Origin of the sequence: Bradyrhizobium sp. NC92 (assembly GCF_025200865.1) — a bacterium.
Taxonomy (GTDB): Bacteria; Pseudomonadota; Alphaproteobacteria; order Rhizobiales; family Xanthobacteraceae; genus Bradyrhizobium.
In genome coordinates this window covers 6191243-6215911 of the sequence record NZ_CP104171.1, presented here as the reverse complement: position 1 = coordinate 6215911, position 24669 = coordinate 6191243, and the positions used below count along the sequence as shown (strand labels likewise).

The 24669-nt window shown below is 64.3% G+C and carries 22 protein-coding genes; 12 read left to right on the top strand and 10 right to left on the bottom strand.

Going from position 1 to position 24669, the window contains the following annotated elements; all coding sequences use genetic code 11:
* Positions 1-154: 154 nt before the first annotated feature.
* Together N2602_RS29305 and N2602_RS29300 are read left to right on the top strand one after the other, a co-directional pair.
* Positions 155-667, top strand: a complete 513-nt coding sequence (locus tag N2602_RS29305; protein ID WP_172787411.1) for a septal ring lytic transglycosylase RlpA family protein — start codon at positions 155-157, stop codon at positions 665-667.
* A 100-nt stretch (positions 668-767) separates the two neighbouring features.
* Complete coding sequence (locus N2602_RS29300) at positions 768-923, top strand: hypothetical protein (RefSeq protein WP_172787410.1); 156 nt, start codon at positions 768-770, stop codon at positions 921-923.
* Between the two features lie 269 nt (positions 924-1192).
* Here N2602_RS29300 and N2602_RS29295 read toward each other — a convergent pair whose 3' ends face one another.
* The 3 genes from N2602_RS29295 to N2602_RS29285 form a co-directional block, all read right to left on the bottom strand.
* Positions 1193-1498, bottom strand: a complete 306-nt coding sequence (locus N2602_RS29295) for a hypothetical protein (protein WP_172787409.1) — start codon at positions 1496-1498, stop codon at positions 1193-1195.
* An 84-nt stretch (positions 1499-1582) separates the two neighbouring features.
* Positions 1583-1855 carry a hypothetical protein gene (locus N2602_RS29290; RefSeq protein WP_172787408.1) on the bottom strand — a complete coding sequence of 91 codons (273 nt, stop codon included), beginning with the start codon at positions 1853-1855 and terminating at the stop codon, positions 1583-1585.
* Positions 1856-1996: 141 nt separating this feature from the next.
* Positions 1997-2917, bottom strand: coding sequence for a LysR substrate-binding domain-containing protein (locus N2602_RS29285; RefSeq protein ID WP_172787407.1), 921 nt, complete (start codon positions 2915-2917; stop codon positions 1997-1999).
* Between the two features lie 105 nt (positions 2918-3022).
* Between N2602_RS29285 and N2602_RS29280 the strand changes: the two genes are divergently transcribed.
* On the top strand, positions 3023-4411 hold the full coding sequence (locus N2602_RS29280; protein ID WP_260380239.1) for an MFS transporter: 1389 nt from the start codon (positions 3023-3025) through the stop codon (positions 4409-4411).
* Between the two features lie 88 nt (positions 4412-4499).
* On the opposite strand, the gene N2602_RS29275 is transcribed toward N2602_RS29280, so the two are convergent.
* Complete coding sequence (locus N2602_RS29275; RefSeq protein ID WP_260380238.1) at positions 4500-7184, bottom strand: alpha/beta hydrolase fold domain-containing protein; 2685 nt, start codon at positions 7182-7184, stop codon at positions 4500-4502.
* A 191-nt stretch (positions 7185-7375) separates the two neighbouring features.
* Between N2602_RS29275 and N2602_RS29270 the strand changes: the two genes are divergently transcribed.
* Entirely contained in the window at positions 7376-7624 is a 249-nt protein-coding gene (locus tag N2602_RS29270; protein ID WP_172787404.1) for a hypothetical protein, read from the top strand.
* 35 nt (positions 7625-7659) lie between these two features.
* On the opposite strand, the gene N2602_RS29265 is transcribed toward N2602_RS29270, so the two are convergent.
* Positions 7660-8139: an OmpA family protein gene (locus tag N2602_RS29265; protein WP_260380237.1), complete on the bottom strand. Its 480-nt coding sequence runs from the start codon at positions 8137-8139 to the stop codon at positions 7660-7662.
* A gap of 262 nt (positions 8140-8401) precedes the next feature.
* Here N2602_RS29265 and N2602_RS29260 point away from each other — a divergent pair, with 262 nt between their 5' ends.
* Together N2602_RS29260 and N2602_RS29255 are read left to right on the top strand one after the other, a co-directional pair.
* Complete coding sequence (locus N2602_RS29260) at positions 8402-12406, top strand: CHAT domain-containing protein (protein ID WP_260380236.1); 4005 nt, start codon at positions 8402-8404, stop codon at positions 12404-12406.
* Between the two features lie 74 nt (positions 12407-12480).
* Positions 12481-13959, top strand: a complete 1479-nt coding sequence (locus N2602_RS29255) for a carboxylesterase/lipase family protein (RefSeq protein WP_260380235.1) — start codon at positions 12481-12483, stop codon at positions 13957-13959.
* Positions 13960-13966: 7 nt separating this feature from the next.
* Here the strand turns inward: N2602_RS29255 and N2602_RS29250 are convergent, their stop codons facing one another.
* The gene (locus tag N2602_RS29250; RefSeq protein WP_172787402.1) at positions 13967-14146 is read right to left on the bottom strand and encodes a hypothetical protein; all 180 of its coding nucleotides are present in this window, start codon (positions 14144-14146) and stop codon (positions 13967-13969) included.
* A 156-nt stretch (positions 14147-14302) separates the two neighbouring features.
* On the opposite strand from N2602_RS29250, the gene N2602_RS29245 reads away from it, so the two are divergent.
* Complete coding sequence (locus N2602_RS29245) at positions 14303-15097, top strand: class III extradiol ring-cleavage dioxygenase (protein WP_260380234.1); 795 nt, start codon at positions 14303-14305, stop codon at positions 15095-15097.
* Between the two features lie 42 nt (positions 15098-15139).
* On the opposite strand, the gene N2602_RS29240 is transcribed toward N2602_RS29245, so the two are convergent.
* From N2602_RS29240 to glgC, 3 genes are all read right to left on the bottom strand, one after another.
* The gene (locus N2602_RS29240; RefSeq protein ID WP_172787400.1) at positions 15140-15400 is read right to left on the bottom strand and encodes a SemiSWEET transporter; all 261 of its coding nucleotides are present in this window, start codon (positions 15398-15400) and stop codon (positions 15140-15142) included.
* 125 nt (positions 15401-15525) lie between these two features.
* Positions 15526-16983, bottom strand: coding sequence for a glycogen synthase GlgA (gene glgA, locus N2602_RS29235; protein ID WP_260380233.1), 1458 nt, complete (start codon positions 16981-16983; stop codon positions 15526-15528).
* Positions 16980-18242, bottom strand: a complete 1263-nt coding sequence (gene glgC, locus N2602_RS29230; RefSeq protein ID WP_172787398.1) for a glucose-1-phosphate adenylyltransferase — start codon at positions 18240-18242, stop codon at positions 16980-16982. Before glgC ends, glgA begins: the two co-directional genes overlap by 4 nt.
* A gap of 340 nt (positions 18243-18582) precedes the next feature.
* On the opposite strand from glgC, the gene N2602_RS29225 reads away from it, so the two are divergent.
* Positions 18583-19023, top strand: a complete 441-nt coding sequence (locus N2602_RS29225; RefSeq protein WP_172787397.1) for a hypothetical protein — start codon at positions 18583-18585, stop codon at positions 19021-19023.
* Positions 19024-19146: 123 nt separating this feature from the next.
* Here N2602_RS29225 and N2602_RS29220 read toward each other — a convergent pair whose 3' ends face one another.
* Positions 19147-20127 carry an ABC transporter substrate-binding protein gene (locus N2602_RS29220; protein ID WP_172787396.1) on the bottom strand — a complete coding sequence of 327 codons (981 nt, stop codon included), beginning with the start codon at positions 20125-20127 and terminating at the stop codon, positions 19147-19149.
* 475 nt (positions 20128-20602) lie between these two features.
* On the opposite strand from N2602_RS29220, the gene N2602_RS29215 reads away from it, so the two are divergent.
* From N2602_RS29215 to N2602_RS29200, 4 genes are read left to right on the top strand one after another with little or no spacing between them, the layout of a single operon-like run.
* Positions 20603-21703, top strand: a complete 1101-nt coding sequence (locus tag N2602_RS29215) for an ABC transporter substrate-binding protein (RefSeq protein WP_260380232.1) — start codon at positions 20603-20605, stop codon at positions 21701-21703.
* The gene (locus N2602_RS29210; RefSeq protein ID WP_260380231.1) at positions 21681-22703 is read left to right on the top strand and encodes an ABC transporter permease; all 1023 of its coding nucleotides are present in this window, start codon (positions 21681-21683) and stop codon (positions 22701-22703) included. Before N2602_RS29215 ends, N2602_RS29210 begins: the two co-directional genes overlap by 23 nt.
* On the top strand, positions 22697-23494 hold the full coding sequence (locus N2602_RS29205) for an ABC transporter ATP-binding protein (RefSeq protein WP_260380230.1): 798 nt from the start codon (positions 22697-22699) through the stop codon (positions 23492-23494). The genes N2602_RS29210 and N2602_RS29205 overlap by 7 nt, the downstream gene beginning before the upstream one ends.
* Positions 23488-24660, top strand: coding sequence for an acyl-CoA dehydrogenase family protein (locus tag N2602_RS29200; protein WP_260380228.1), 1173 nt, complete (start codon positions 23488-23490; stop codon positions 24658-24660). The genes N2602_RS29205 and N2602_RS29200 overlap by 7 nt, the downstream gene beginning before the upstream one ends.
* Positions 24661-24669: the final 9 nt, after the last annotated feature.

The window sequence follows — 24669 nt, the reverse complement described above, 5'->3', positions numbered from 1 at the left end:
CTCCGGCGGCGGGTTCTGTCCCGATTCAGGACAGTCACTGTGGTGGAATCGTCACAGCTGGCGCGAAACGGCCGCGGCCCCAGAGCCGCTTTTGTTCCGACAAGGTTCTGCCCTCATTCCCCACGGAAACTTGGGGTTGTTCGGAGGGCGCATCATGTCTCGCATTGCAAGTGCCGAAACTGCCCGGATGTCGCTGGCTAGCTCGAGCCGGCTATTGCTCGCGGTCCTGGGGGCCGCATCGCTCGCCGCCTGCGCGCAATCGCCGGTCGGCCGTCAGAAAGCCGATCTCGCCGGAACAACCCGGCAAGCCGCGGTGGAGCGCCCGCACAGGGTGGCGGCGCTGCATCCACGTCCGATCAGCCGGGCGCGCAGCTCCGAGGGTAAGCAGACGGCTTCGCATGGCGTCGCGAGCTTCTATTCGGATACGGAGACCGCGAGCGGCGAGAAGTTCGACAAGAACGAATTGACCGCGGCGCATCCCACCCTGCCGTTCGGCACCAAGCTGCGCGTCACCGAGACCTCCTCCGGCCGCTTCGTCACGGTCAGGGTCAACGACCGCGGGCCCTTCGTGCGCGGACGCGTGGTCGACATCTCGCCTTCCGCCGCCGAGGCGCTCGGCATGGTCGACAAGGGCATCACCAATGTCAGGCTCGAGGTCGTGCGATAGGGCACGCGTTGCGAACGATGCGGCGCGCTTAACCGGCTGTTAGCGGCTTTTCGAGCACCATGGCTGTCCGCACAATTCGGGGCTTTGGGGGAGGCGGCGCTTGAACACGATCCAGCATCTCGAAGATCAGGCTGCGCGTGCCGAGCGGCTCGCCAAGCGGATCACGGATACGCTGACGATCGAAAAGCTGCTGACCTTCGCCGGCGAACGCCGCCGCGAGATCGAGGTCATCGCCGGTAAGCACCGCCGCAACTAAGTCCCGCGTTCCATGCTCCGATCGCATCCGCCCTCGCTGGAAGGCGCGGAACTTCTCCTTTTTCCCGGCGTCATTCCGGTGATGCAAGAAGGAGGAGGACATCATGGGTTTTGGACGAGGTGCTTTGCTTTGGTTGCTTGGCGTGCCGCTGCCGATCGTTCTGCTGCTGGCATTGTTCTGGCACCACTGAGGTGACGACACGAAAAGCGCCGCGGGAGCGGCGCTTTTTTGTTGGGCGCGATGTGCAACGTTTGAGGTGCGATGCGCCCTCAGCTATGGCTCTCGACGAAGTCGCTGAGATAGTCGGGCAGCTCTATGCCATAGATGTCGCAGCGTGCCTTTATGGCGCCGGCGACCTCGGTCGAGATGTCTTTGATCCAGTGTTCGAGCGTGTTGAACGAGATCACCTTGACGGGATCGTTGAAGCAGCCAGCGACGAACTCGCCGATGGTGGCTTCGAGATCGCTGCGCTCGATGCGGATTTCAGTCGCAATGTCGAGACGGTCGACGACGACGAAGAGGGTTTGGTCCGCGCCATAGGGCACGACGGGAGATGCAACGCCAGCTTCAAGCATGTGAGGCGCTCACGAGTTGACTTCCGATCTCCGACAACGGGAAAAACCGGAAGAAGGTTCCTACGCACGTGCTTGTGAAGGCCGTCAGAGAAATTCCCGCCAGCGTGATAGCTCGATGACGTGTTCGGGGGAGAGAACGGCGGTAACCAGCGGCGGCTGCGGCGCCGTGCGGATCTCATAGAGATGCCGGGTCGCCGCCGGCTTTTGCATGAAGGCCGAGATGCATTGGTCGAGCGTCCCCTCGCTCACCTGGTAGGGCTCGCGGTCCGGTCGGCGCTGGTTGCCGAGTGACGGCCATTTATGCAGCGCCGCAAGCGCGCCGAAATCGACTTTTGACTCCGCAACAACGTCCCCCATCGCCCTGCCTCACGCAAAAGACGACCCCAGCACACGTGCTCGCGTGCCGGGGCCCATACACCTGTCGCTGCATCTCAATGCCACCAGCCCCAACGCGGCATCCGGGAAAAGGTTCCCGGCTCATCGGCTACGGGGAAGGGCTCAAGCGCTCGTGATCTTCGGAATTTGCAATATCCAGCCGACAAACGCCATTACGCGGGGATCTTTGGCCATTGCCGCGGGCCAGCGCACGATCTGAGCCTTGCTCGACGGCAAGTCCCACGATTGCGGAAGCACCCGTACCAGCCTGCCGTCCTTGAGTGCGTCCTGGACCAGCAGCGAACGCGCGAGCACGATCCCGTTGCCGGCGAGGGCCGCGGCTATGGCGGTGGCTATCGTTGCAAAGCGTATCTCGGCGGGTGGCGGGCGGCCGAGACCCAATCGTTCGAACCAGGAGGTCCACGACCATTCGACCCCGCGGTCTTCGCCGATCCGGCCCTTGTGCAGGAGCGGCAACGATTTGAGGCGCGTCACGTCGGTCAGCGGTTGCTGGCCAGGCAGCAGGCGTGGGTGGCAGACGGGGTAAACATGCTCGCGAACCAGCAAACGCTGCGTCGACGTTGGCCTCAAGCCCGCTGCTGGTTGCCACACCACCGCGACGTCAAGATCGGTCGACCTCGCATGTGCGTCGGCGTCACGTACGGCCAGCTCGACCGGTATGCCGGGATGTGCTTGCGCAAAATCGGGCAAGCGGCGCACGAGCCAATAGTCGGCAAGCGCTGCACCGACGCCCACTTTCAAGGCCGGAGGCGGAGCGGCGGCGCGACAAAGCGCACGAAAATCCGCCATCCTGTCGAGCAAACCGGCCAACTCGTTCGAGAGGGCAATGCCGGCGGGCGTGGCGCACAAGCCGCTCGGCTGCCGAACGAGGAGGGGCGTCCCGACGAAGTCCTCGAGCTTGCGGAGCCGATGGCTGACCGCGCTCTGCGTGAGCCCGAGCTCCGCGGAGGCGCGCGTGACGCTCGCATGTCTCAAGGCTGCCTCGAACGCAATCAGACCGTCGAAGGGAGGAAATGAACGCATTGCATCATCATGAAACATTTTCATGCCGATGTGAATGCATTGCATTGGCGCAGGCTTCGCCCCGGCATGCATATCGGTACCAGACGCTTTCACGATGGGGCAACGATGATCACGCCTGAACCCGACATGCAGTCCCCACGTCGTTGGCACGACCTGCTGCCAGCGATGGTGCTCGGCATGGCGGCCTTTCTGACGCAATTCGACGTAACCGCGGTTGTTGTCGCGATGCCGGCCATGGCCGCCGAACTCGGTTTCGGCGGCACTGCCTATGCCTGGGTGATGGATGCCTACAGCCTGGCATTTACCGGCGGGCTGCTCGCCGCGGGCGCGCTGGCCGACAAGTATGGACGCCGACGCGCTCTGCTTCGCGGCAACGTCGTGTTCCTGGTCGGATCGATAATTTGCGGCTTCGCGGCGGGTGGTCCGATGCTGTGGGGCGCGCGTGCAGTTCAAGGCCTCGGCGCGGCGTTCGTTATCACGGGAGGCATTGCGCTGCTTGCGAATGCCTATGCCCGGCCTGACGAGCGCGCCCGCGCCTTTGCATTCATGGGCGTGCTCTCGGGCACCGCCATGGCGCTCGGACCAGCGCTCGGGGGACTTGTCTCGGCCTGGTTCGGATGGCGCTGGATCTTCCTGGCCAATATCCCGCTTTGTCTGCTCACGCTTCTGGCCGTTCCGCGGCTGGTCGCAGAATCGCGTGATCCTGCCGGCCGCCCGCTGGACTGGAGCGGCGTCGTGCTTCTCACGTTTGCGCTTGGTCTTGCGATCGAGAGCCTGCTGAGGGGAGGTGCAATGCCGGCCCGGATTGCAGCGGGCCTCGGGCTGAGCGCGTGTCTGCTCGCCATCTTCGTGATGCAGCAGCGGGGCCGGCCCGTGCCGATTTTCGACCCCGCCGTGTTCATTCGACCGGTCATGGTCGGCATTTCCTCGCTGCTGATTGCTGTTTCCGTTGGATACTGGGCGGTTCTCGTCTATCTGCCGCCGTTCCTGAACGCAGCGTTCGGCTGGTCAGGTCCGTCCGTTGGCTTCGCAATGCTCTTCGCGACGTTGCCGATGCTTCTGCTGCCGCCCTATGGCGCTCGCCTCGCAACACGCTGGGGCTGGCGCCGGCTGTTCGCGACGGCGATGCTGGCGCTGCTGGCGGGCGATCTCATTCTGGTCCTGGCCGCGAGCGGCTGGCTCCCGAACGCGCAAGTCGTTCTCGCTGCTGCGGCAACCGGAATGCTGTTGGCCGGGATTGGCGCAGTCCTCGCGCATCCGCAACTGTCGAGCGCGGTCGTTGCGTTGGTGCCTCCGGACCAAACCGGCATGGCCTCGGCGGTCACCGTGGTCATGCGGCAGGCCGGATTTGCGCTCGGCATCGCAATGCTCGGTGCGATCCTATCGGACGAAGCATCGGCTGCCGGTTACGCATGGCCCTGGCTTGTTGCGGCGATTGGATCAGCAGGCGGCCTCGTCGCCGCATCGATGTTGCTGCCTGACCAGCAGCCGTAGCTGTATCTGGTGGAGACAGCCGGCTGCCGGGGCCACACCAATCGCCACGCCGGCCGGGAAACGGTTCCCGGCCGCGCCGTTTTCCGGTTCAGCTCGCGGCCGCCGCGATCCTGTGCCCCGGGCTGTCATGCTCCTGGCTGCTCTCGCCGCGGCGGACCTCCGGCGGCAGCCCGGCAAAGCGCCGCAAGGCCTCCGCCATCTGCACCCGGCCCGACACGCTTGTGATCACCACGTCCACCATCGCAAAGGACGAGTGGAAGTGGCCGCGTGCCTTGAGCTGCTCGACCGGGACGCCGGCGGCCGCCATTGCCTCGGCATAGGCGACACCCTCGTCCCGCAGCGGATCGAACTCGCAGGTGACCACGAGGGCCGGCGGCAGGCCGGCGACCTTGCCGCGCAGCGGCGAGACCCGCGGATCGGTGCGGTCGGCCGGTGAGCAATAGAGGTCCCAGAACCAGTACATCAGCGAGCGCGTCAGGAAGTAGGCGGTCCCATTGTCCTCGTAGGAGGGGCGATCGAAGCTGCAGTCGGTGACCGGGCAGACCAGAAGCTGGCCGGCGATGGCAGGCCCGCCGCGGTCGCGCGCGAGCTGGCAGGTGACGGCAGCGATGTTGCCGCCGGCGCTCCAGCCGGCAACCAGAACCGGGCCCGGCTTGCCGCCGAGTTCGGCGGCGTGCTCGGCGATCCAGCGCGTGGCCGCATAGCCGTCTTCGGCGGCGGTCGGGAAACGATGCTCAGGTGCGTGGCGATAGCCGACGCTGACGAACATCATGCCGGTCCGCCGCACCATGTCGCGGCAGAACGGCTCGTCCGATTGCTCGTCGCCGAGCACCCAGCCGCCGCCATGGAAATAGACCACGACCGGATGCGGTCCCGGCGTTGCGGGCTTGTAGACACGGTAGGGCAACACACCGTCGGCAATGGGCAGGGTGCCGTCGACGATCTCGCCGATTGGCCGCCCCGCGGGCCGGCCCTTGTTGAACTCGTTGACGAAGGCGCGTGCGCCTTCCGCGCCCATCGACTCGATCGGCGGCAGGTTGAGAGATGCGAGCAGGTTCAGCACCAGCCGCACGTCCGGCTGCAGGCGCACCACCTCGCCGTCATTGCATTGCGCGGCGCCATTGGGGCCGGTGAGCTTGAAGCCGAGCATGCCGCGGCTGACCACCTCGTCGCAGATGCTGCGGTAGGGGCCGACGCCGCCGGTGTAGGGCATCAGCCCCTGCACCTTGCCGGGCACGTTGGCGCCCGTGTACCAGGTGTTGGCGAGCCGGTGCAGCGTCAGCATCGAGCAGTCGGCCATGTGCCTGTTCCAGCCGGCCTGCGCCGTCTCGGTCGGCTCCATCGTGGTGAAGCCGGCATCGCGCAGCGCGGCAAGGCGATCGACTACCCAGTCGGCATGCTGCTCGATCGACACCGCCATGTTCGACAGCACCGATGGGCTGCCGGGGCCGGTGATCATGAAGAAGTTCGGAAAGCCCTCGACCGTGAGGCCGAGATAGGTCTGCGGCCCCTGCGCCCAGACATCGGACAGCGACTTGCCGCCGCGCCCGGTGATCGGATGCACGGCGCGGATCGCGCCGGTCATCGCATCGAAGCCGGTTGCGAACACGATGACGTCGACGTCGAAGCTGCGGCCGTTGGTGGAGATTCCGCTCGCGGTGATCGCCTTGATCGGCTCCTTGCGCAGATTGACCAGCGTGACGTTCGGCCGGTTGTAGGTTGCGTAATAGTTGGTGTCGAGGCAGGGGCGTTTCGCGCCGAACGGATGGTCGTCCGGCATCAGTGCCGCGGCGGTCTCGGGGTCCTTCACCGCGGCGCGGATCTTCTCGCGGATCAGGTCCTGAACGATCTTGTTGCCGTCGAGGTCGACGGCCTGGTCGGCCCAGAGCTGCGTCAGGATGTGGACGAGGTCGCCGGCGGCCCAGGCGCGTTCGAACCGCTCGCGACGCTCGGCATCGCTGAGCTGCCAGCTCACGACCGTCTGCTGCGGGTAGGGCACGCCGGCCATCGACTGCCGTGCCTGCTCGCGATAGGCCGCGCGGTCGCTCTGCAGCAGGCTCATGCGGTCCGCGGGCGCCGGGCCGTTATGCGCCGGCAATGCGAAATTCGGTGTGCGCTGGAAAACGGTCAGATGCGCGGCCTGCTCGGCGATCAGCGGGATCGACTGGATCGCCGACGAGCCCGTGCCGATCACGGCGACGCGCTTTCCTGTGAGATCGACGCCGTCATGCGGCCAGCGCCCGGTGAAATAGACTTCGCCCTTGAAGTCCTTGACGCCGTCGATCTCCGGCGGCTTTGGCGCGGAGAGGCAACCGGTGGCCATGATGTAATGGCGGCATGAGACCGGCGCGCCATGGTCAGTGGTGATGAGCCAGCGCTCCGACGCTTCGTCCCATCTGGCTTCGGTGACCTTGGTCTTGAAACGGATATCGCGGCGCAGATCGTAGCGATCGGCGATGAAGCCGAGGTAGCGCAGGATCTCGGGCTGGGTCGCGTACTTTTCAGACCAGGTCCAGGCGGTCTCGAGCTCCGGATCGAACGTATAGCTGTAGTCGATGGTCTGGATGTCGCAGCGCGCGCCCGGATAGCGGTTCCAATACCAGGTGCCGCCGACATCGCCGGCCTCGTCGAGCCCGACCGCCGAGAACCCTGCCTTGCGCAGGCGATGGAGAAGATAGAGGCCGGCAAATCCGGCGCCGACCACGGCGACATCGACCTTTTGAGCGGTTCCGCGCTCATCGGAGGCACGTGTGGCGACCATTGCGTCAGGCATGGTGTTCCTCCCGTAGGTTTTGTTTTGGCGGCAGGCTATCGCCGCAGGCTCAGCTTGTCATCAGAGCAAGTGCAATCTTAGGGTGGTCGTTTGCGGCGGCTTCGTGACCGCGCGAATGTTGCGGCACCACACGCACCGCGATGCACAATGGCCGTGATAGCCCGGGGTAATCAGCCATCATCCTTCTGTGTATGCTTGCGCTTACAAGCCACGCGTACCGCCCGGGCGTCATGACAGAGTTGAGTGAGCGAACCAAAGCGAACATGGACGTCGTTCTCGAGCAGACGTGCCGGCAACTGCCGCATGGCGGCGATCACGACAGCCGCAGGTTCATCGCCGAGCGCCTGATCGAGGCGGCGCAATCCGGCCACTCCACGCTGGGCGAGCTCGGCATCGTCGCAAGGCGTGCGCTCGCGGAGCTGATTGGCAAAGGCGGTTAGGTCGCGTACTCGATCGGGCGGTAACGCCGCTCTCTTCAGTGCTCGAGACTCATCGTCACGATACGATCCTCGGCGGATACTCTGCCGGCATATCGAACACCGCTGGCATGGGTGGAAATTCCGCCGGCTGAGAGCCCATACCTCGTAACCAGAAACCGCCGAACTGCGAGCGCCCGACGCAGAGAAAGCCGCTCGTTGTCAGCAGGCGTGCCAAGAGCGTCCGCATATCCCGTCAACACGACCCGATGCCCTGGCTTCGTCCGGTACCGATCAACGAAAAGGGCGATGCCTGCCCGAGCGGCTCTATCGAGCCTGGCTGATCCTTCACCAAATGGGACGGTCACATCCGGCTTGGGATCGACACCCGGATCGTTGCAATGATGTCCCACCGGGCATCGCATCAGCTTCTTCGCGAGTAGGGCGTCGAGCACGGCCTTCTCGCTTTGCGCCGAGCAAGGAGCGGCGAACATGAGGAGCGTCGGAAGAACCAGCAAGATCGACCGAAAACGCAGCATGAAATCACCCCCACCGCAGCCAACGAACAAATCTCTAGCTACACCAGCGCGTCCGTCTGTGATTCGTATCACAGACAGGCCGGCTATTCGTTCCTGTATCAACAGCCGAGCGAGTGACGTGCGCGGGTTAAGGCGTCAAGGTTAATTCGCCGTCGCGATTGGCCTCATTGGAGGCGCCGATTGGGGATGTGTTATTGAATTGAGCTGCGAACGTCGTACAACCGCACAGAATACTTCGACATCGCGGGCAACGAGGGCACCGATGAAAACCAGAACTTGGATGATCTATGCGCTCGTGGCGGCGACCTCTCCCTGCCCGCCGTTGCTGTCCTCGGCGAATGCAGTTGAAGCAATCGGCATCCGGGCGGCGACGGGAGATCCATCCACCATATACAAGCGTTTCGACGCAGCCCTGAAAAGCAATGACTATCAGACGGCCCTGCGCGAAGGCGAACAGTTCGAAGCTGCGATGAAGCAGAAATTCGGACAGAACCACGAAGCTTACGCCTCGGCTTTGCACAATCTGGGCCTGGTTCATGAGCGAATGCGCCAATATGACCGCGCCGAGTTTTACTACTTGCGCGCGCTCGCAATTCGGGATTCGAAAGGCAAAAAAATCGACCTCGCCTGGACGCTGTTCAACCTCTCGAACGTCTATGGTCAGCAAAAGAAGTATGACCAAGCCGAGTCTCTGCTGGTGCGGGCCTTGGCCCTCCGCGAGCAAGCTCTGGGCAAGGACCATCCCGATACCGCGCAAACCCTCCACAATCTCGGTCTGGCGACGCGCAATCAGGGCAAGTATCCGCAGTCTGTCGCATATTTCCGGCGTGCGCTGGAGGTTCGCGAACGGAATAAGGAGATCCAGCGGATCGACTTGCGATGGACACTCGCCAATCTCGGGATGGCCTACTTCGACATGAAAGACGTGGATCAGGCGCGGGCCCTTGCGAAGCGCGCCATCGATCCAACCGACACGAGCCCGGCGTCGGCCGAAATAACGGCATTGCTGAAGAAGGTCACTTCCGACGAAGATCAATCGCTCAAGGCACGATACGCGGCCATCCAGAAGCTAGAGGCGGAGCGCAAGTATCGCGAGGTTCTGGAAGTCGGAAAGAAATTCGTCGAGGATGCACGCTTGTTCTACGGCGAGAAAAACCGCGTCTATGGCTTCTCCCTGATCGGAATGGGGGGCACATTGCAGCGATTCGGCGACCACGGTGCTGCCGCGAAGTACTACGAGAAGGCAGTCCTGATCGACGAAGCGCCCTCGTCCGATGCGGACACCGAACGATATCGGCAGATTGCCAGGAGAGCCCTCGGCAACGTCCATTCGAACTTGAGCAACTATTCGGCCGCCGAACGTTACCGCCGCGCGGTCATCGAAATCGGGGAGCGCGGGATCGGCCAAGGTGTGCTTCCCGGCGATCTGGACAACCTTGCGAGTACCCTCGTTGATCTGAAGAAATACGAGGAAGCGCATGCTATCTATTCAAAAGAGAAGGAGCTCCTGGAGCGGACCAAGGGCGTGGATCACGCCGATACGATCGACGTCTTGCACGGATTTGCATATCTGGAGCGAAAGCGAGGAAATTTCGTCGAAGCCGAGCGACTTTACACGCAGGCGCTCGAAGCCAAGGAACGAGTGACCGGACCGAATAGCCTGGGGAGCGCGTCGAGCATGCGCCGCCTCGCAGGCTTCTACCGTATCGTAGGACGATACGAGGAAGCGGAGACCCTCTATCGGAAGACTCTCGCGATGAGGCTCCAAGGCAACGAAAAAGAGGACCTCATTGCCAACGCGATGCACGACCTTGCGATGACGGTTCGTGCTCGCGGCAAGTATGCCGAGGCGGAGGAATTCTACAAGAAAGCAATCGATCTTCGCGAAAAGGCGATCGGCCACGGGCATCCATCGACGGCCTGGAGCATCAACAATCTCGGACACGCTTATCTGGAGCAAGGACGATATGAAGACGCGCAGCCCCTGTTCGAGGAAGCTCTCCGGATTCGGCAACATGTCTTCGGAAGCGTCGATGTCGAGGCTGTCCCGATCAGGCAGAATATCGCCGAGCTGAAGTTGATCAACGGTGACATCCCCGACGCCATTGCCATGTTGAGAGAAAATCTCGACCTCAGGGTCCGCGAGCTCGGAGAAAACAACGAATTTGTTGGGTATAGCCTGGAAAAGTTGAGCGAGGCTCTCGAAAAGTCCGGAGACAACAGGGAGGCACTGCGTCTTCTGGAAAGATCGTTGGCAATCCGGGCGGCTTCCCAGCCGAAGGGACACCCGGACATCGCTCAGGCGCGATACAAGATGGCGGGTGTGCTTCAGAAATTGAACCGGAACGAAGAGGCAGCGAAAGCCCTCGGGGAATCGCTGGAGATCAACCTCGCCTCGGTCGGAGAGGTTCATCCGGATACCGCTGCCACGCTGCAACGGATGGCGGAGGTCTATGCGCAACTCGGCCGGCTGGACGATGCCCTCGATGCCTCTCGGCGCGCGGTCCGGTCTACCATCGAACTCGCAAATCTCGACGAGTCCAACGCGTCGATCGATGCCGGCTTCAAGGAGGACATTCCCGCGAAGCGGGCGCAACTGTTCAAGTCCCACGCAGCGCTTCTGTACTTGCGTGCTGCTTCTCAGCCCGCGCAGAGAGACACGCTTATCGACGAAGCCTTGGCGTCGATCCAGCGCGCCGGAAGCTCCTCGGCGTCTCGTGCGATACAGAAGGCTGCGGCCCGTATTGCGACAGGCGACGCCGCAGCTTCGGATCTGATCCGGAAGCGACAGGATCTGGCGCTTCAACTCACCGCGCTAGAGGCAGAACGTCGCCAGATCCTGGCATCGCAATCAGCGGACAGTGATCCTCACAACGAGAAGATCGGATACCGCAACATTACCGGCAGGATTGCTCAGATCGAGGCTCAACTTGCGGAGATGACGAAGACTGTTGATGCCTCGGCGCCCAGGTACAAATCGCTGGTCGAGCCGAGTCCGCTCACCGTCAAGGACATTCAAGGCGTGCTTCAACCCGACGAGGCGGTCGTCGTCTACATGACCGGACAGAAAGACGGCTTGGTCGTTGCAATCAGCAAGGATGTCGCCAATTGGGGGCGCCTCTCCGACAACGTCCAGATGATCTCGGACACGGTCAGGGAGTTTCGAAATGGTCTGGACCCGGATGCCTTGAGGGCTTCGGCGCTCGGCGGAAAACCTCAGCTGTTCGACCTACAACGCTCGCACGAACTCTATGCGATGCTCGTTGGTCCCGTCGAAGACGTATTGAAGGGAAAGAAGCGCATCGATGTCGTTCCGGATGGTCCTCTCACCTCGCTGCCGTTCCATCTGCTGATTACCGAACGACCCGCAACCGCCGTGCTCCCATTCAAGGATATCGCGCAATATCGCGATCAGGCCTGGCTGCTCCGCAAGGCTGCGATCAAGATCGTGCCGGCGGTTTCGAACCTTCAAACCGTGCGCGAGGCTACCGCAAACAGCCGTGCGCCTCGCGCCATGATCGCCTTTGGTGATCCGATCTTCAATCCAGCCGAGCGGAAGCGGACATTGGCCGAAGCTGCTCGTGGCAACAAACGTCTGGCGACGGCCACGAGGGCATATACCAGCATCTGGCAGGGCGCCGGGATTGATCGCAATCGTCTTCGCGAGGCCCTTCCCACGCTTCTCGACTCCGGCCAGGAGGTCAAGAACATCGGACGAAAGCTCGGAGTTCCTGAATCAGACATCCTGGTGGAGGGAAATGCCACGGAAACCAACGTGAAGCGCAGGCAGCTGAGCGACTACCAGATCGTATATTTCGCGACGCACGGGCTCGTTGCTGGAGACGTCAAAGGGCTGGCGGAACCGTCGTTGGCGTTGACCATCCCCGACACGCCGAGTGAGGAAGACGACGGCATCCTCACGCTGAGCGAGGTCAGCACCTTGAAGCTCAACGCCGACCTGGTCGTTCTCTCGGCCTGCAACACGATTGCGGGCGACCGTCCCGGCGCCGAGGCTCTGACCGGACTGGCCAGGGCGTTCTTTTACGCGGGCGCCAAGGCGATGGTCGTCTCTCATTGGGCGCTGGCATCAGACGCTGCAACCAGGATCATGACCGATACGTTCGGACTTCTGCAGGCCGAACCATCGCTCGATCGCGCGGAGGCTCTTCGACGGGCAATACTGGACTACATGAACGACCGAAGCAATCCGCTGAACGGGTATCCCGCGTATTGGGCTCCGCTCGTCGTGGTCGGCGGTGGCGGCTAGCGAGAAGCTTGCATTGCGGCGGAATGCGGACGTAACCTTCCGGCGGATTGGTCAACGCATCGAGATCCTCCAAGATGCGACCCCTGCTCGCGTTCACTGCAGTTTCCGCATTCCTCTTCCTCGGCTCGGCCATCGCCCAGTCGGTCGGACAATTTCCATTCGCGCTGACGCGGGAAGGGCAGATGCTCGGCGCCGTGGAGGGCGAGGTGGCCTCGTTCAGGGGGCTGGCTTACGCGGCGCCGCCGGTCGGGGCGCTGCGCTGGCAACCGCCGCAGCCGACGACCGAAAGCTCGGAGATGCGCACCGCCTACGACTACGGCCCGCCGTGCCTTCAGCTGGCCTTGCCGGCGGCGAGCGAAGATTGCCTGACGCTGAACGTGTTCCGTCCTTTCGGGGTCGATGGCCCATTGCCGGTGATGGTGTTCATCCATGGCGGCGCGTTCGCCACGGGGACCGCGAACGATCCGCTGTTCGATGGCGCCAAGCTGGCCCAGGCGGGCCTCATTGTCGTCACCGTGAATTATCGCCTCGGCGCGCTCGGCTGGCTCGCGTATCCCGCGCTGTCGGACGCCGGCTCCGGAAATCTCGGCCTGATGGACCAGGTCGCCGCGCTGCATTGGGTGCACGACAACATCGCGGCCTTCGGCGGTGATCCGGGCAACGTCACTCTGTTTGGTAGCGATGCAGGGGCGACATCGATCGCGCTGCTGATGCTGTCCGCGCCAGCGCGCGATCTCTTCCACAAGGCCATTCTGCAATCGGTGCCAGGCCGCGCGCGGCTGCGTTCGGCAGAAGAGGCGGAGGCCATCGGCCGGCTCTTCGTGGCCGCGCTTGGGTCGAAGACGGATCTGCGCGCAGTCGAGCCGCGGCGCCTGCTGGCTGCCGAACAGCAATTGCTGGAGAAATCGCCGCGCAGCTTTGCACCGATGATGGATGGACGTCTCGTGACCGAGGACCTCGCCGCAGGTTTTGCGGCCGGACGCCAAAGCCGCATTCCCTTGATCATCGGCTCGAATGAGGACGAGACCGGCTTGGAGAACGAGACCGCGATCAAGGAGGAGCTTGCGCCGCCGGGCACGAGCAGCGAGGAATTGCGCAAGCTCTATCCAGATCTCGCAAGACCGTCGGATCTCGCGGCAAAAGTCTACACCGACAAGGTCTTCTCCGAGCCGGCGCGGCTGCTGGCCCGCCTGCACGCGGCAAGCGGCGCGCCGACCTTTCGCTACCGCTTCGCCTATGTGCCGGAAGCGCGGCGCGCCAATCCGGACCTCGGCCACGGGCGCGAGCTGCAGTTCATCTTCGGTTCGGAAGGCGTGCCCGGTGCGGGCATCCTGTCGCGACGCGACCGCGAGGTCGCAAGCCGCTTGCGCGCCTACTGGATCAATTTCGCCAGAAGCGGCGATCCCAATGGCCCTGACCTCAATGGTCCCGTCCTGCCGCGCTGGGACGCGGCGGGCGGCGATCGCCTGCTGTTGGTCACGAACGGTGGCATCGCGAGCGGCGACGATCCGATCGCGGAGCGTCTCGACCGGCTGGCAAATGGCAGGAGATGAATCGGATTTAAGCCGCGAGCTCGACGCGCGGCGCCGGGCTGAGCCGGTCTTCCTCCAGGTAATCTATCGCGCCGTCCTTCTCGACGGCATAGAATTGCAGGCCATCCCGCGACTTGAAGGCGGCGCGGACGACACCGCGGCGGCCCTTATCACTGTTGACGACGTCCCCCAGCGCAAACTTCCTCATCGCACGTCTCACTTGTCTTCAAGCCGACTGCTTCGGCCCCGCCGGGGATTCTGGGCGGCAAATCGTTAACGACTTGCTAACCATGCTGCTTTGCCTATGCTCACCGCCAATCGTGCGGACCGTAAGCACGCGCCTGTTGTCAACGAGACGAGCCCGATGACGCGATTTCCGACCCTGTTCCTGTCGCATGGCGGCGGCCCCTGGCCTTTCATGGAGGACAGGCGAGTGCAATATGCCAAGACCGCCGAGGCGTTCGCGAACTTGCCGCAGCTTCTGCCCGAGAGGCCGAAGGCCGTGCTGGTCATCACCGGTCACTGGGAGGCCGACGCCTTCACGGTGTCGACCTCGCCGCACCCGCCGATGGTCTACGACTATTACGGTTTCCCCGAGCATACCTACCACCTCAAATATCCCGCGCCGGGCAAGCCCGAGCTCGCTACGCAAGTGAAGGCGCTGCTCACGCATGCCGGCCTCGATTGCCGCGCAGATCCCGATCAGGGTTTTGATCACGGCACGTTCGTTCCGCTCGGGCTGATGTATCCGAACGCCGACATGCCGATCGTGCTGCTGTCGCTGAAGTCCAGCTATGACGCGGCCGAGCACGTCAAGGTGGGGCAGGCGATCGCATCCTTGCGTGACGAAAGCATCCTGATCGTCGGCAGCGGGCTTACCTATCACAACATGCGCGGCTTCAACCGTCCGGAGTCCAAGCCCGTCTCGTATGATTTCGAAGCCTATTTGAACGAGGCGATCAGCAACCCCGATGCGGCGCGCCGCAACGCGATGCTGGTCGATTGGGAGAATGCGCCGAGCGCACGCCTTGCGCATCCGCGCGAGGACCATCTGCTGCCGCTGATGGTGGCGGCCGGTGCGGCCGGAAGCGACGTCGGACGCCGCGTCTTCGTCGACGAGGTCGCGCATGTGGCGATGGCGTCGTACGTGTTTGGATGATCTTCTCCCTCTCCTCGCAAGCGGGGAGAGGCGAAGAAAGCCTCACCCGTATCTTAGCTTCATCACCAGGATGCCGCCGGCGAGCAGCATGGTGACGGCGTTCGAGGCGATCAGGGGGCCATCGCCCGAGAGCAGGCCGTAAATCAGCCAGAGCGCGAGGCCCAGCACCATCACCAGGAACATGCCGAGCGAGATGTCGCCGGTGGAGCGGGTCTTCCATACCTTGATGGCTTGTGGCGCGTAGGCGACGGTGGTGCATGTGGCTGCGGCAAAGCCGATCAGCTTGGTCAATAGCGGGTCCATGCGCGCTCTATAGCATGGATTCGGCCATGCCTGGAGCTTCGTTCCGATTTCATCGGAACGAAGCTCCCATTGTTGTTCTGACGCGTTTTCTTGACGCGAACCGGTGCCCGCCTCGCTCGAAAACGCTACGCCCCGCGGGTCGCCATGAGATTTCGATACAGCGCGGCATAGTCGCCGGCGCGATTGCGCCAGGAGACGTCGGTCGCAAGGCCGCTACGTTGCAGGCGGCGCCAGGTCAGCTTGTCGTGAAAGGCGGTGTTGGCCTTGCGCAGCGTGCCGGCGAGGGCATCCGCCGTCACGGGGGCGAACTTGAAGCCGGTGGCATCGCGGCCGAACGCGTCGGCCGCGCCGATATCGACGATGGTGTCTTCGAGGCCGCCGACGCGGGAGACGATCGGCACGGCGCCATAGCGCAGCGCACAGAGCTGGGTCAGGCCGCACGGTTCGAAGCGCGACGGCACGATCAACGCGTCCGAGCCGGCCTGGATCAGATGCGCCAGGATCTCGTCATAGCCGATCACGACGCCGATCCGGCCGGGATTGGCGCGGGCCGCGGCCTGATAGCGATCCTGCAGATCGCGCTCGCCGCTGCCGAGCAGCGCGAGCTGCATGCCTTCGCGCAGGATGGTCGGGATGGCTTCCAGCAGGAGATCGAGCCCTTTCTGCCAGGACAGCCGGCTGATGACGCCGAGCAGCGGTGCTTCGTCCGAGGAATCGAGGTTGAACTGCTGCTGCAGCACCGCCTTGTTCGCGGCCCGGAATGTCAGGTCCTCCGCGCCGAAGCGATAGGCGATGTGCGGATCGGTTTGCGGATTCCAGACCTCGATGTCGATGCCGTTGAGAATGCCGCTCAGCACGTCCGACCGTTCACGAAGCAGCCCGCCGAGCCCCATGCCGCCTTCGTCGCTCTGGATTTCCTTCGCGTAGGTCGGCGACACCGTGGTGATGCGATCAGCAAGGCGCAAGCCGGCCTTCAAAAAGCTGATGCCGCCAAAATATTCCAGTTCGTTGACGTTGAAGGCGTGCCAGGGCAGGCCGATCGATCCGATCAGTTCGGGCGCGAACTTGCCCTGATAGGCCATGTTGTGAATGGTCATCACGGTGCCGGGCCGCGGACGATTGTCGTAGTGCAGATAGGCCGGCGCGAGCCCCGCCTGCCAATCGTGGGCGTGCACGACGTCGGGCACAAAGGCCGGCACGAGGCCATGGCCGACATCGGCCGCCACGCGCGACAGCGCAGCGAAGCGCACGCCGTTGTCCGCCCAGTCGACGCCATCGGTGGTAACATAGGGGTTGCCCGGCCGTGCATAGAGATGCGGCACGTCGAGGACGAACAGATCGAGCCCGGCATGCGAGCCCGCCAGCAGCCGTCCGGGGCCGCCGAAATAATCCGGCCAGCGCCGCAGCTCCTCTGTGCCGGACAAAAGGCGCATCACGTCGGGATAGCCCGGCAGCAAGGTGCGCATCTCGACGCCATGCGTCTTCAGCGCAACCGGCAGCGCGCCCGCGACATCTGCGAGGCCGCCGGTCTTGACGAGGGGGTAGACTTCAGAGGCGACCGCAAGGACGCGAACAGGCGTCATGTATTGAGCCTGTCGATCATCGGCTGGGTGATCAGCGAGATGCCCTGCTCGGTGGTGCGGAAGCGCTTTCCGTCGACCTCGGGATCCTCGCCGACGACGAGGCCTTCCGGAATCTCGACGCCGCGGTCGATCACGACGTTCCTCAAGCGGGCGCCGCGGCCGACACTCACGTAAGGCATGATCACGGCATTCTCGACATTGGCGTAGGAGTTGATGCGCACGCCGGTGAACAGCAGCGAGCGGCGCAGCGAGGCGCCGGAGATGATGCAGCCGCCTGAGACCAGCGAGCTCACCGCCTGGCCGCGCCGGCTCTCCTCGTCATGGACGAATTTCGCCGGCGGGGTGATCTCCGCATAGGACCAGATCGGCCAGGCGCGGTCGAACAGGTCGAGCTCGGGCACCACGTCGGTGAGGTCGATATTGGCGGCCCAATAGGCGTCGACCGTGCCGACGTCGCGCCAATAGGCGCGGGTGTCGCTGCCGGAGCGGACGCAGGAGGTCGAATATTGGTGCGCCATCGCGCGGCCGTTCTTGACGAGGTAGGGAATGATGTCCTTGCCGAAATCGTGGTTCGAGTTCGGGTCCTCGGCGTCGCGCTTGAGCTGGTCGAACAGGAATTTCGCGTCGAACACGTAGATGCCCATGCTGGCGAGCGAGACGTCGGGCTTGCCCGGCATCGGCGGCGGATCTTTCGGCTTCTCCAGGAACTCCTGAATCCAGCCGTTCTCGTCGATGTGCATGATGCCGAAGCCGGAGGATTCCGACCGCGGCATTTCGAGGCAGCCGACGGTAACGTCGGCGCCGCTCTCGACGTGCTGGCGCAGCATCACCTCGTAGTCCATTTTATAGATGTGGTCCCCGGCCAGCACCACGATGAAGCGGCAGGCGTGGGATTCGATGATGTCGATGTTCTGGTACACCGCGTCCGCCGTGCCGACATACCACATGGTCTCGGAGACGCGCTGGCTGGCGGGGAGGATGTCAAAACTCTCGTTTCGTTCGGGGCGGAAGAAGTTCCAGCCCATCTGAAGGTGCCGGATCAGGCTGTGCGCCTTGTATTGGGTCGCCACCGCGATACGGCGGATGCCCGAGTTCACCGCGTTCGACAGCGCGAAATCGATGATGCGGGACTTGCCGCCGAAATAGACCGCCGGCTTGGCGCGGCGGTCGGTCAGCTCCAGCAGACGGCTGCCGCGTCCTCCGGCCAAGACAAATGCCAGCGCTTGACGGGCAAGCGGCTCGGGTCTCGCGGCACTCATGTGATCCTCCCACAATTCTGGCGCTCGCCAGAAGCCTCCCCGGCCGCGCACATGGAACCGATAGTAATGGCACGAATAGTAAATCGTGAAGGTGGTTGTTGGTTGCGAATGCACGGGAAGCTTAATGCTTTGCCGGGCGATCGGACCTCAGCCACCGTCGTGCGGGTGTCACAGGCGACGACGTCGCCCGGCACCGGGTTGATCAGAACGGAGGCAAGCGTCTTGTGCGGTGCACGCAAACTCCAGGCTTTGAAATTCTACGCTTTGACTTGGCGCAAGGATGCCCGATCATGACGCTGCGATCCTTTTCCAAGCGAAAGGACAGACAGGGAGTAAGACGATGAGGATCTGGAAGACGGCAATTGCCTGTTCGCTGGCCGGCGCGGTCGTGGCGGCCCAGATCGGGCAGGCCACGGCGGCCCCGATGCCGACCAATGTCGCGGCGATGAAGGCTGCGGCCGGCGACAACGTCGCGCAGGTGCATTGGCGTGGTGGCGGATGGGGCTGGGGTCTTGGTGGTCTTGCGGCCGGTGCGATCATCGGCAGCGCCATCGCCGCGGGGTCTCCTTACGGCTATTACGGCTACGGCGGCCCCTATTACGGCGGCTACGGCTATGGATATCCGGGCTACGGCTATGGTTATGCCCCCGCTTATTACGGCGGCTACGGCTACGCCCCGGTCTATCCGCGATATTATCGGCCCTATCGCCCGTACTACAGCTATGGCTACTACCGGCCGTACCGCGTCTATCACCGTCACTATTATCGCAGATATTGGTGAGACCGCGCGGCTAGAACGAGAGCCAAACGATCAGGCTCATGCATGCGGCATGCATGAGCACGATCGCGGCGAGATGCAACGGGCCGGGCTCGAGGCGAAGCCGGTGCATCCCGCCGCCTCCGCCTAGTTCGATCCTGCGGCCGCAGCCGTAAAGCTGCGGTCGACGGCTTTGCTGACGTCGAGCTTCTTCGGCAGGATGCCGTAACGCGTCGAGCGGTCGGAGGCTTCCTGTACCTCCTTGATCACATTCTCGTCGATCACGATCGGGCTGGTGCGCTGCGCGGTGTAGGCCGACAGCAGCACGTCCTCCGGCAGTTTTGTTAGTTCGGCCGTGTTCTTCGCGTAGTCACCGAGATGGTCGAGTGACCATAGCCGCGCCTTGTTCAGCCGCTGCACCAGGTCCTGCACCGCGGCGCGCTTGGTGGCGATGGCGTTGTCGGAGGCGACGATGAAGGTGATGGTCGGCGTCAGCCCTTCGCCGTCGGCGATGACGCGGGCCTTGTCCTTCAACCTCGCGAACGAGACGTAGGGCTCCCACACCGCCCAGGCGTCGATCGAGCCGGCGAGCAGCGCGATCTTGGCATCGACCGGGCCGAGCGGCGCGAAGGTCGCGTCCTCCAGCTTGATCTCTGCCTTCTCCAGCGTTGCGTCGATCAGGAACTGGCCCCAGCCGCCGCGTGTGCCGGCGAGGCGCTTGCCCTTGAGGTCGGCCGCCGATCTGATGGGCGAGTCCTGGCGCACCAGAATGGCCTGCGTCTTCGCATCCGAGCGCGTGCCGCCGATCGCCTTGATCGGCGCGCCGGCGGCATAGACCGAGAGGAACGAGAGATCGCCGGTGTAGCCGACGTCGAGCGCGCCGGCATTGAGCGCTTCGAGGATCGGCGCGGCCGCCGGGAATTCCGACCACTCGATCTTGTAGGGCAGGTCCTTCGCATAGCCGGAGATTTCGAGCAGCGAGCGATTGCCGCCTTTCTGGTCGCCGACGCGCAGCACGACGGTGTCGGCGGCGAGCGATGCGGCAGCTGACGATAGCATGATGGCAGCGGCGAGCAGCGATGTGGCGAGCCGGCGCGTGATGGAATGGTCGTGAGAGTTGATGCTCATTGGATCCGTCTTGTTGCGTCGCTCACGATGCGTGAGCGGACGATGCAGCGACACGCTCAAGTCTATGAGCGCGCGGTACGCCGTCAATGAAATGGCCAACCGTATTGTGCGTGCTTCAGGCAATGACGTTTCAGCGGAGCGTCGCTTTCGAGAATGCGCAGCGTGCGCGGCCGAAGCTGCACAGAGCTGCGGCAGCCGATGGGGTCGCGGTTTACCTTGCGTGCCGATGCATCCGCGAAAATCCTTTCATCGCTCCCGCATGCGCGGGTGGAGAGAATGACTTCCCTTCGCGCAACATTCGAAAATCCATTTCATTGACGATGCAGCGAACGCGCCGCATGATTTGCGCATCGCATCAACGCGGCGCGGGAAGCGCCGACGGAACAATTTTCTCTCAACGCAGCTCCGCACGGAACATGCGCAACGCGACCCGTTGCGCACACGGCGGAGCCGTGTCAGCAGGAGCCAGGCGCAGATGACCAACGACAACGAGCGCAGCGGATCGACACTCGACCGGCGCCACCTGCTTCAGGCCGGGCTTGCGGCGGCTTTCGCAGCGCCGCTCGGCGCGCTGGGCGCGCAGGCCTTCGCACCGCGGGCCATCGTGCCCGGTGTCGACTTCTCCGAGTTTCCGCTGTGCCGCACGGCCTCCGACGCGCCCGCGCTCACCGGCGCGCCGCGCAAGCTGAAGCTGTCGTGGAATGCCGGCGCCGTCTGTCTCGCGCCGGTGCCTGTCGCGATCGAGCACGGCTTCTTCCAGAAGCACAATCTCGACGTCGAGCTCGTCAACTATTCCGGCTCGACCGACCAGCTGCTCGAAGCCATCGCGACGGGCAAGAGCGATGCCGGTCTCGGCATGGCGCTGCGCTGGCTGAAGCCGCTGGAGCAGGGGTTCGACGTCAAGATCGCCGCCGGCACCCATGGCGGCTGCATGCGCGTGCTGTCGCGCGCGGATTCCGGCGTCTCGAAGCTCGCCGACCTCAAGGGCAAGATCGTCGCGGTCGGCGATCTCGCCGGCCCCGACAAGAACTTCTTCTCGATCCAGCTGGCCAAGCTCGGCATCGATCCGGTCAAGGACGTCGACTGGCGCGCTTATCCCGGCAACCTGCTCAATGTCGCGGTGGAGAAGGGCGAGGTGCAGGCGTTCCTGTCGTCCGACCCGCTCGCTTATCTCTGGCTCAAGGACACGCAGTACAAGGAGGTTGCCTCGAACCTCGACGGCGAATTCCGCGAGAAGAGCTGCTGCATTCTCGGCCTGCGCGGCTCGCTCGTGCGCGAGGAACCTCAAGTCGCACGCGCCATCACCCAGGCGCTGCTCGATGCCGCGATGTTCACCGCGCAGAATGCGACCGTCGCGGCGAAATCGTTCCAGCCCTATGCGCCCAAGGCGGCGACGCTGGCCGATATCGAGGGCATGGTGCGCTACCACACCCACCATCATCATCCCGTCGGCGACATCCTGAAGCGCGAGCTCAAGGCCTATGCCGACGATCTCAAGAGCGTGCAGGTGTTCAAGCAGAGCACCGACACCGCCAAATTCGCGGAGCGCATCTATGTCGACGTATTCGCTGTCTGACGGCCTCGCCTCCGGCGCGCCGCGCACCTCGCGCGCGCCGCTGCTGGCGAGCTGGATCCGCGAATCCGGCACTGGCGCGCTCGCCAGCATCGCCTGGATCGCCTTCGGGCTGTCCTGCCTGTGGTGGCAGGATGTCGCCGACTGGTCGCGCACGCATTCGCTCGGCATCGCCGCCTTCATCATCGCGGCGATTGCGCTGTTCGGCACCATCGGGGCCGACTATCTGGGAGCGGCGGGACAGGCGCTGCACAAGCGGGCGCCGTGGCTGGTCGCGCTCGGGGCGTTCCTGACGGTCTGGGAGGTCGCGACCGCAAAATTCGCCTGGCTGCCGCTGCCGTTCTTCCCGCCGCCGCAGGCGATCATCGAGGTCTATACCGACGATCTGCCGAAGCTGCTCGACAGCGTGTTCGCGTCCGTGAAGCTGCAGCTCGGCGGCTATCTGATCGGCGCGACGATCGGCTTTTTGACCGGCGTCTCGATCGGCTGGTCGCGCGCGGTCGGCTATTGGGTGCATCCGGTGCTGCGCTTCATCGGCCCGCTGCCGGCGACCGCCTGGCTGCCGATTGCCTTCTTCACCTTCCCGTCGAGCTGGAGTGCCTCGACGTTTTTGATCGCGCTGGCGACCGGCTTTCCCGTGACGGTGCTGACCTGGTCGGGCGTCGCGAGCGTCAGCAACGCCTATTACGACGTCGCGCGCACGCTCGGGGCTAAGCCGTCGTTCCTGGTGCTGAAGGTCGCGATCCCGGCGGCGCTGCCGCACGTCTTCGTCGGCCTGTTCATGGGTCTCGGCGCGTCCTTTGCCGTGCTCGTTGTTGCCGAGATGATCGGAGTCAAGGCCGGGCTCGGCTGGTACCTGCAATGGGCGCAGGGCTGGGCCGCCTATGCCAACATGTATGCGGCGCTGATCGTGATGTCGCTGCTCTGCTCCGGCGCGATCACCCTGCTGTTTGCGATCCGCGATCGCCTCCTGGTCTGGCAGAAGGGGACCGTCAAATGGTAGCCGCAGCTCTTGCCGAAGCGGTCGCGCATCCGGCCGCCGGCGCCGCGCTCGACATCGAGCAGGTCAGCCACGCCTTCGACATCGACGGCGCCGAGCTTCCGGTGCTCAGCGATGTTTCGATTTCGGTCGAGCCCGGCGAGTTCGTCGCGCTGCTCGGCCCATCCGGCTGCGGCAAGTCGACCTTGCTGCGGCTGGTCGCTGGGCTCGACAAGCCGAAGGCAGGAAGGCTGCGGGAGGACGAGGCGCGCATCAGGAGCCCGCATCCGTCACGCGTCGTCGTGTTCCAGGATCCGACCCTGTTTCCCTGGCGGTCGGTCTGGGACAACGTCGCCCTGGGCCTCGAGGCCCAGGGCATTTTGAGGAGCCAGCGCCAGCGCGTCGATGACGCGCTCGACCTCGTCGGGCTTTCGTCGTTCCGCAACGCCTATCCGCACCAGCTCTCCGGCGGCATGGCGCAGCGCGTCGCGCTGGCGCGGGCGCTGGTCAACGATCCCAAGATCCTGATCCTGGACGAGCCGCTGGGAAAACTGGACTCGCTGACCCGCATCACCATGCAGGCCGAGCTCGTCTCACTCTGGCAGCGCAAGGGGTTTACCACGCTGCTGGTGACGCATGATGCCGAGGAGGCGCTGGTGCTCGCCAACCGCGTCATCGTGTTCAGCGAGCGTCCCGCGCGGGTGAAGGCCGACATTCGCGTCGATCGTCCGTATCCGCGCCATCGCGGCGATCCGTATCTGGCTGACCTGCGCCGCCAGATCCTTGGCTTGTTGGGGCTGGACGCCACATGGTGACCTCCATAGCCAAGGGCCGCACGGCTCACAGCGAGCCCGACTACATCGCCGGCGCAGCGACGCTTGCTACAAGCTTTGCCGCGCGCGCGGCCGAGCACGACCGCACCGGCAGCTTCCCCTTCGAGAATTTTCGCGAGCTGTCGGAGGCGGGCTTGCTGTCGCTGACCGTGCCGGCGGTCCATGGCGGCGCCGGTGCCGGCGCGCGGTATGCCGCGCGCGTGCTCGGCATCCTCGGCAGGGCCGATCCGTCGACCGCGCTGGTGCTGTCGATGCATTACATCAATCATCTCGTGATGGCGCGTAGCCCGAATTGGCCGGCGCGGCTGTCGCGCAAGCTCGCGCGCGAGAGCGTCGAGGGTCTTGCACTCATCAACGCGCTGCGCGTGGAGCCGGAGCTCGGTTCGCCCGCACGTGGCGGCCTGCCGGCGACGATCGCGCGGCGCACCGAAACTGGCTGGCGCCTCTCCGGCCACAAGATCTATTCGACGGGATCGCCGATCCTGAAATGGTACCTGGTCTGGGCGCGCACCGACGAGGCCGAGACGCGGGTCGGCCAGTTCCTGGTGCCCGCCGGCCTGCCGGGCACGCGCATCGTCGAGACCTGGGATCATCACGGCCTGCGCGCCAGCGGCAGCCATGATGTCATCTTCGACGACGTCGTGATCCCGCTCGATGGCGAGGTCGATGTGCGCAAGCCGGCGGACTGGCGCGCGCTCGACGTCACGCAAGCGACCGTCCACACCGTCTTCGTCGCCGCGATCTATGACGGCGTTGCGCGTGCCGCGCGCGACTGGCTGATCACGTTTCTGAAGCAGCGCGTGCCCGCCAGCCTCGGCGCGCCGCTGGCGAGCCTGCCGCGGGCGCAAGAGATCCTCGGCGCGATCGAGGCGCGGCTCGCGGTCAACGCGCGGCTGATCGACATGTTCGCGCGTGATTTCGATGACGGCGTCCAGCTTGCCGCGAGCGAGTCCAACGTCATCAAGCTCACCGTGACCAACAATGCCGTTGCCGTGGTCGAGGATGCGCTGTCGCTCACCGGCAACCATGGGCTCAGCCGCGCCAATCCGTTGGAGCGGCATTATCGCGACGTGCTGTGCGGCCGTGTGCACACGCCGCAGGACGATTCCACGCGCATCGGCCTCGGCCGCCTCGCACTCGGCCTCTAGGAATCAACA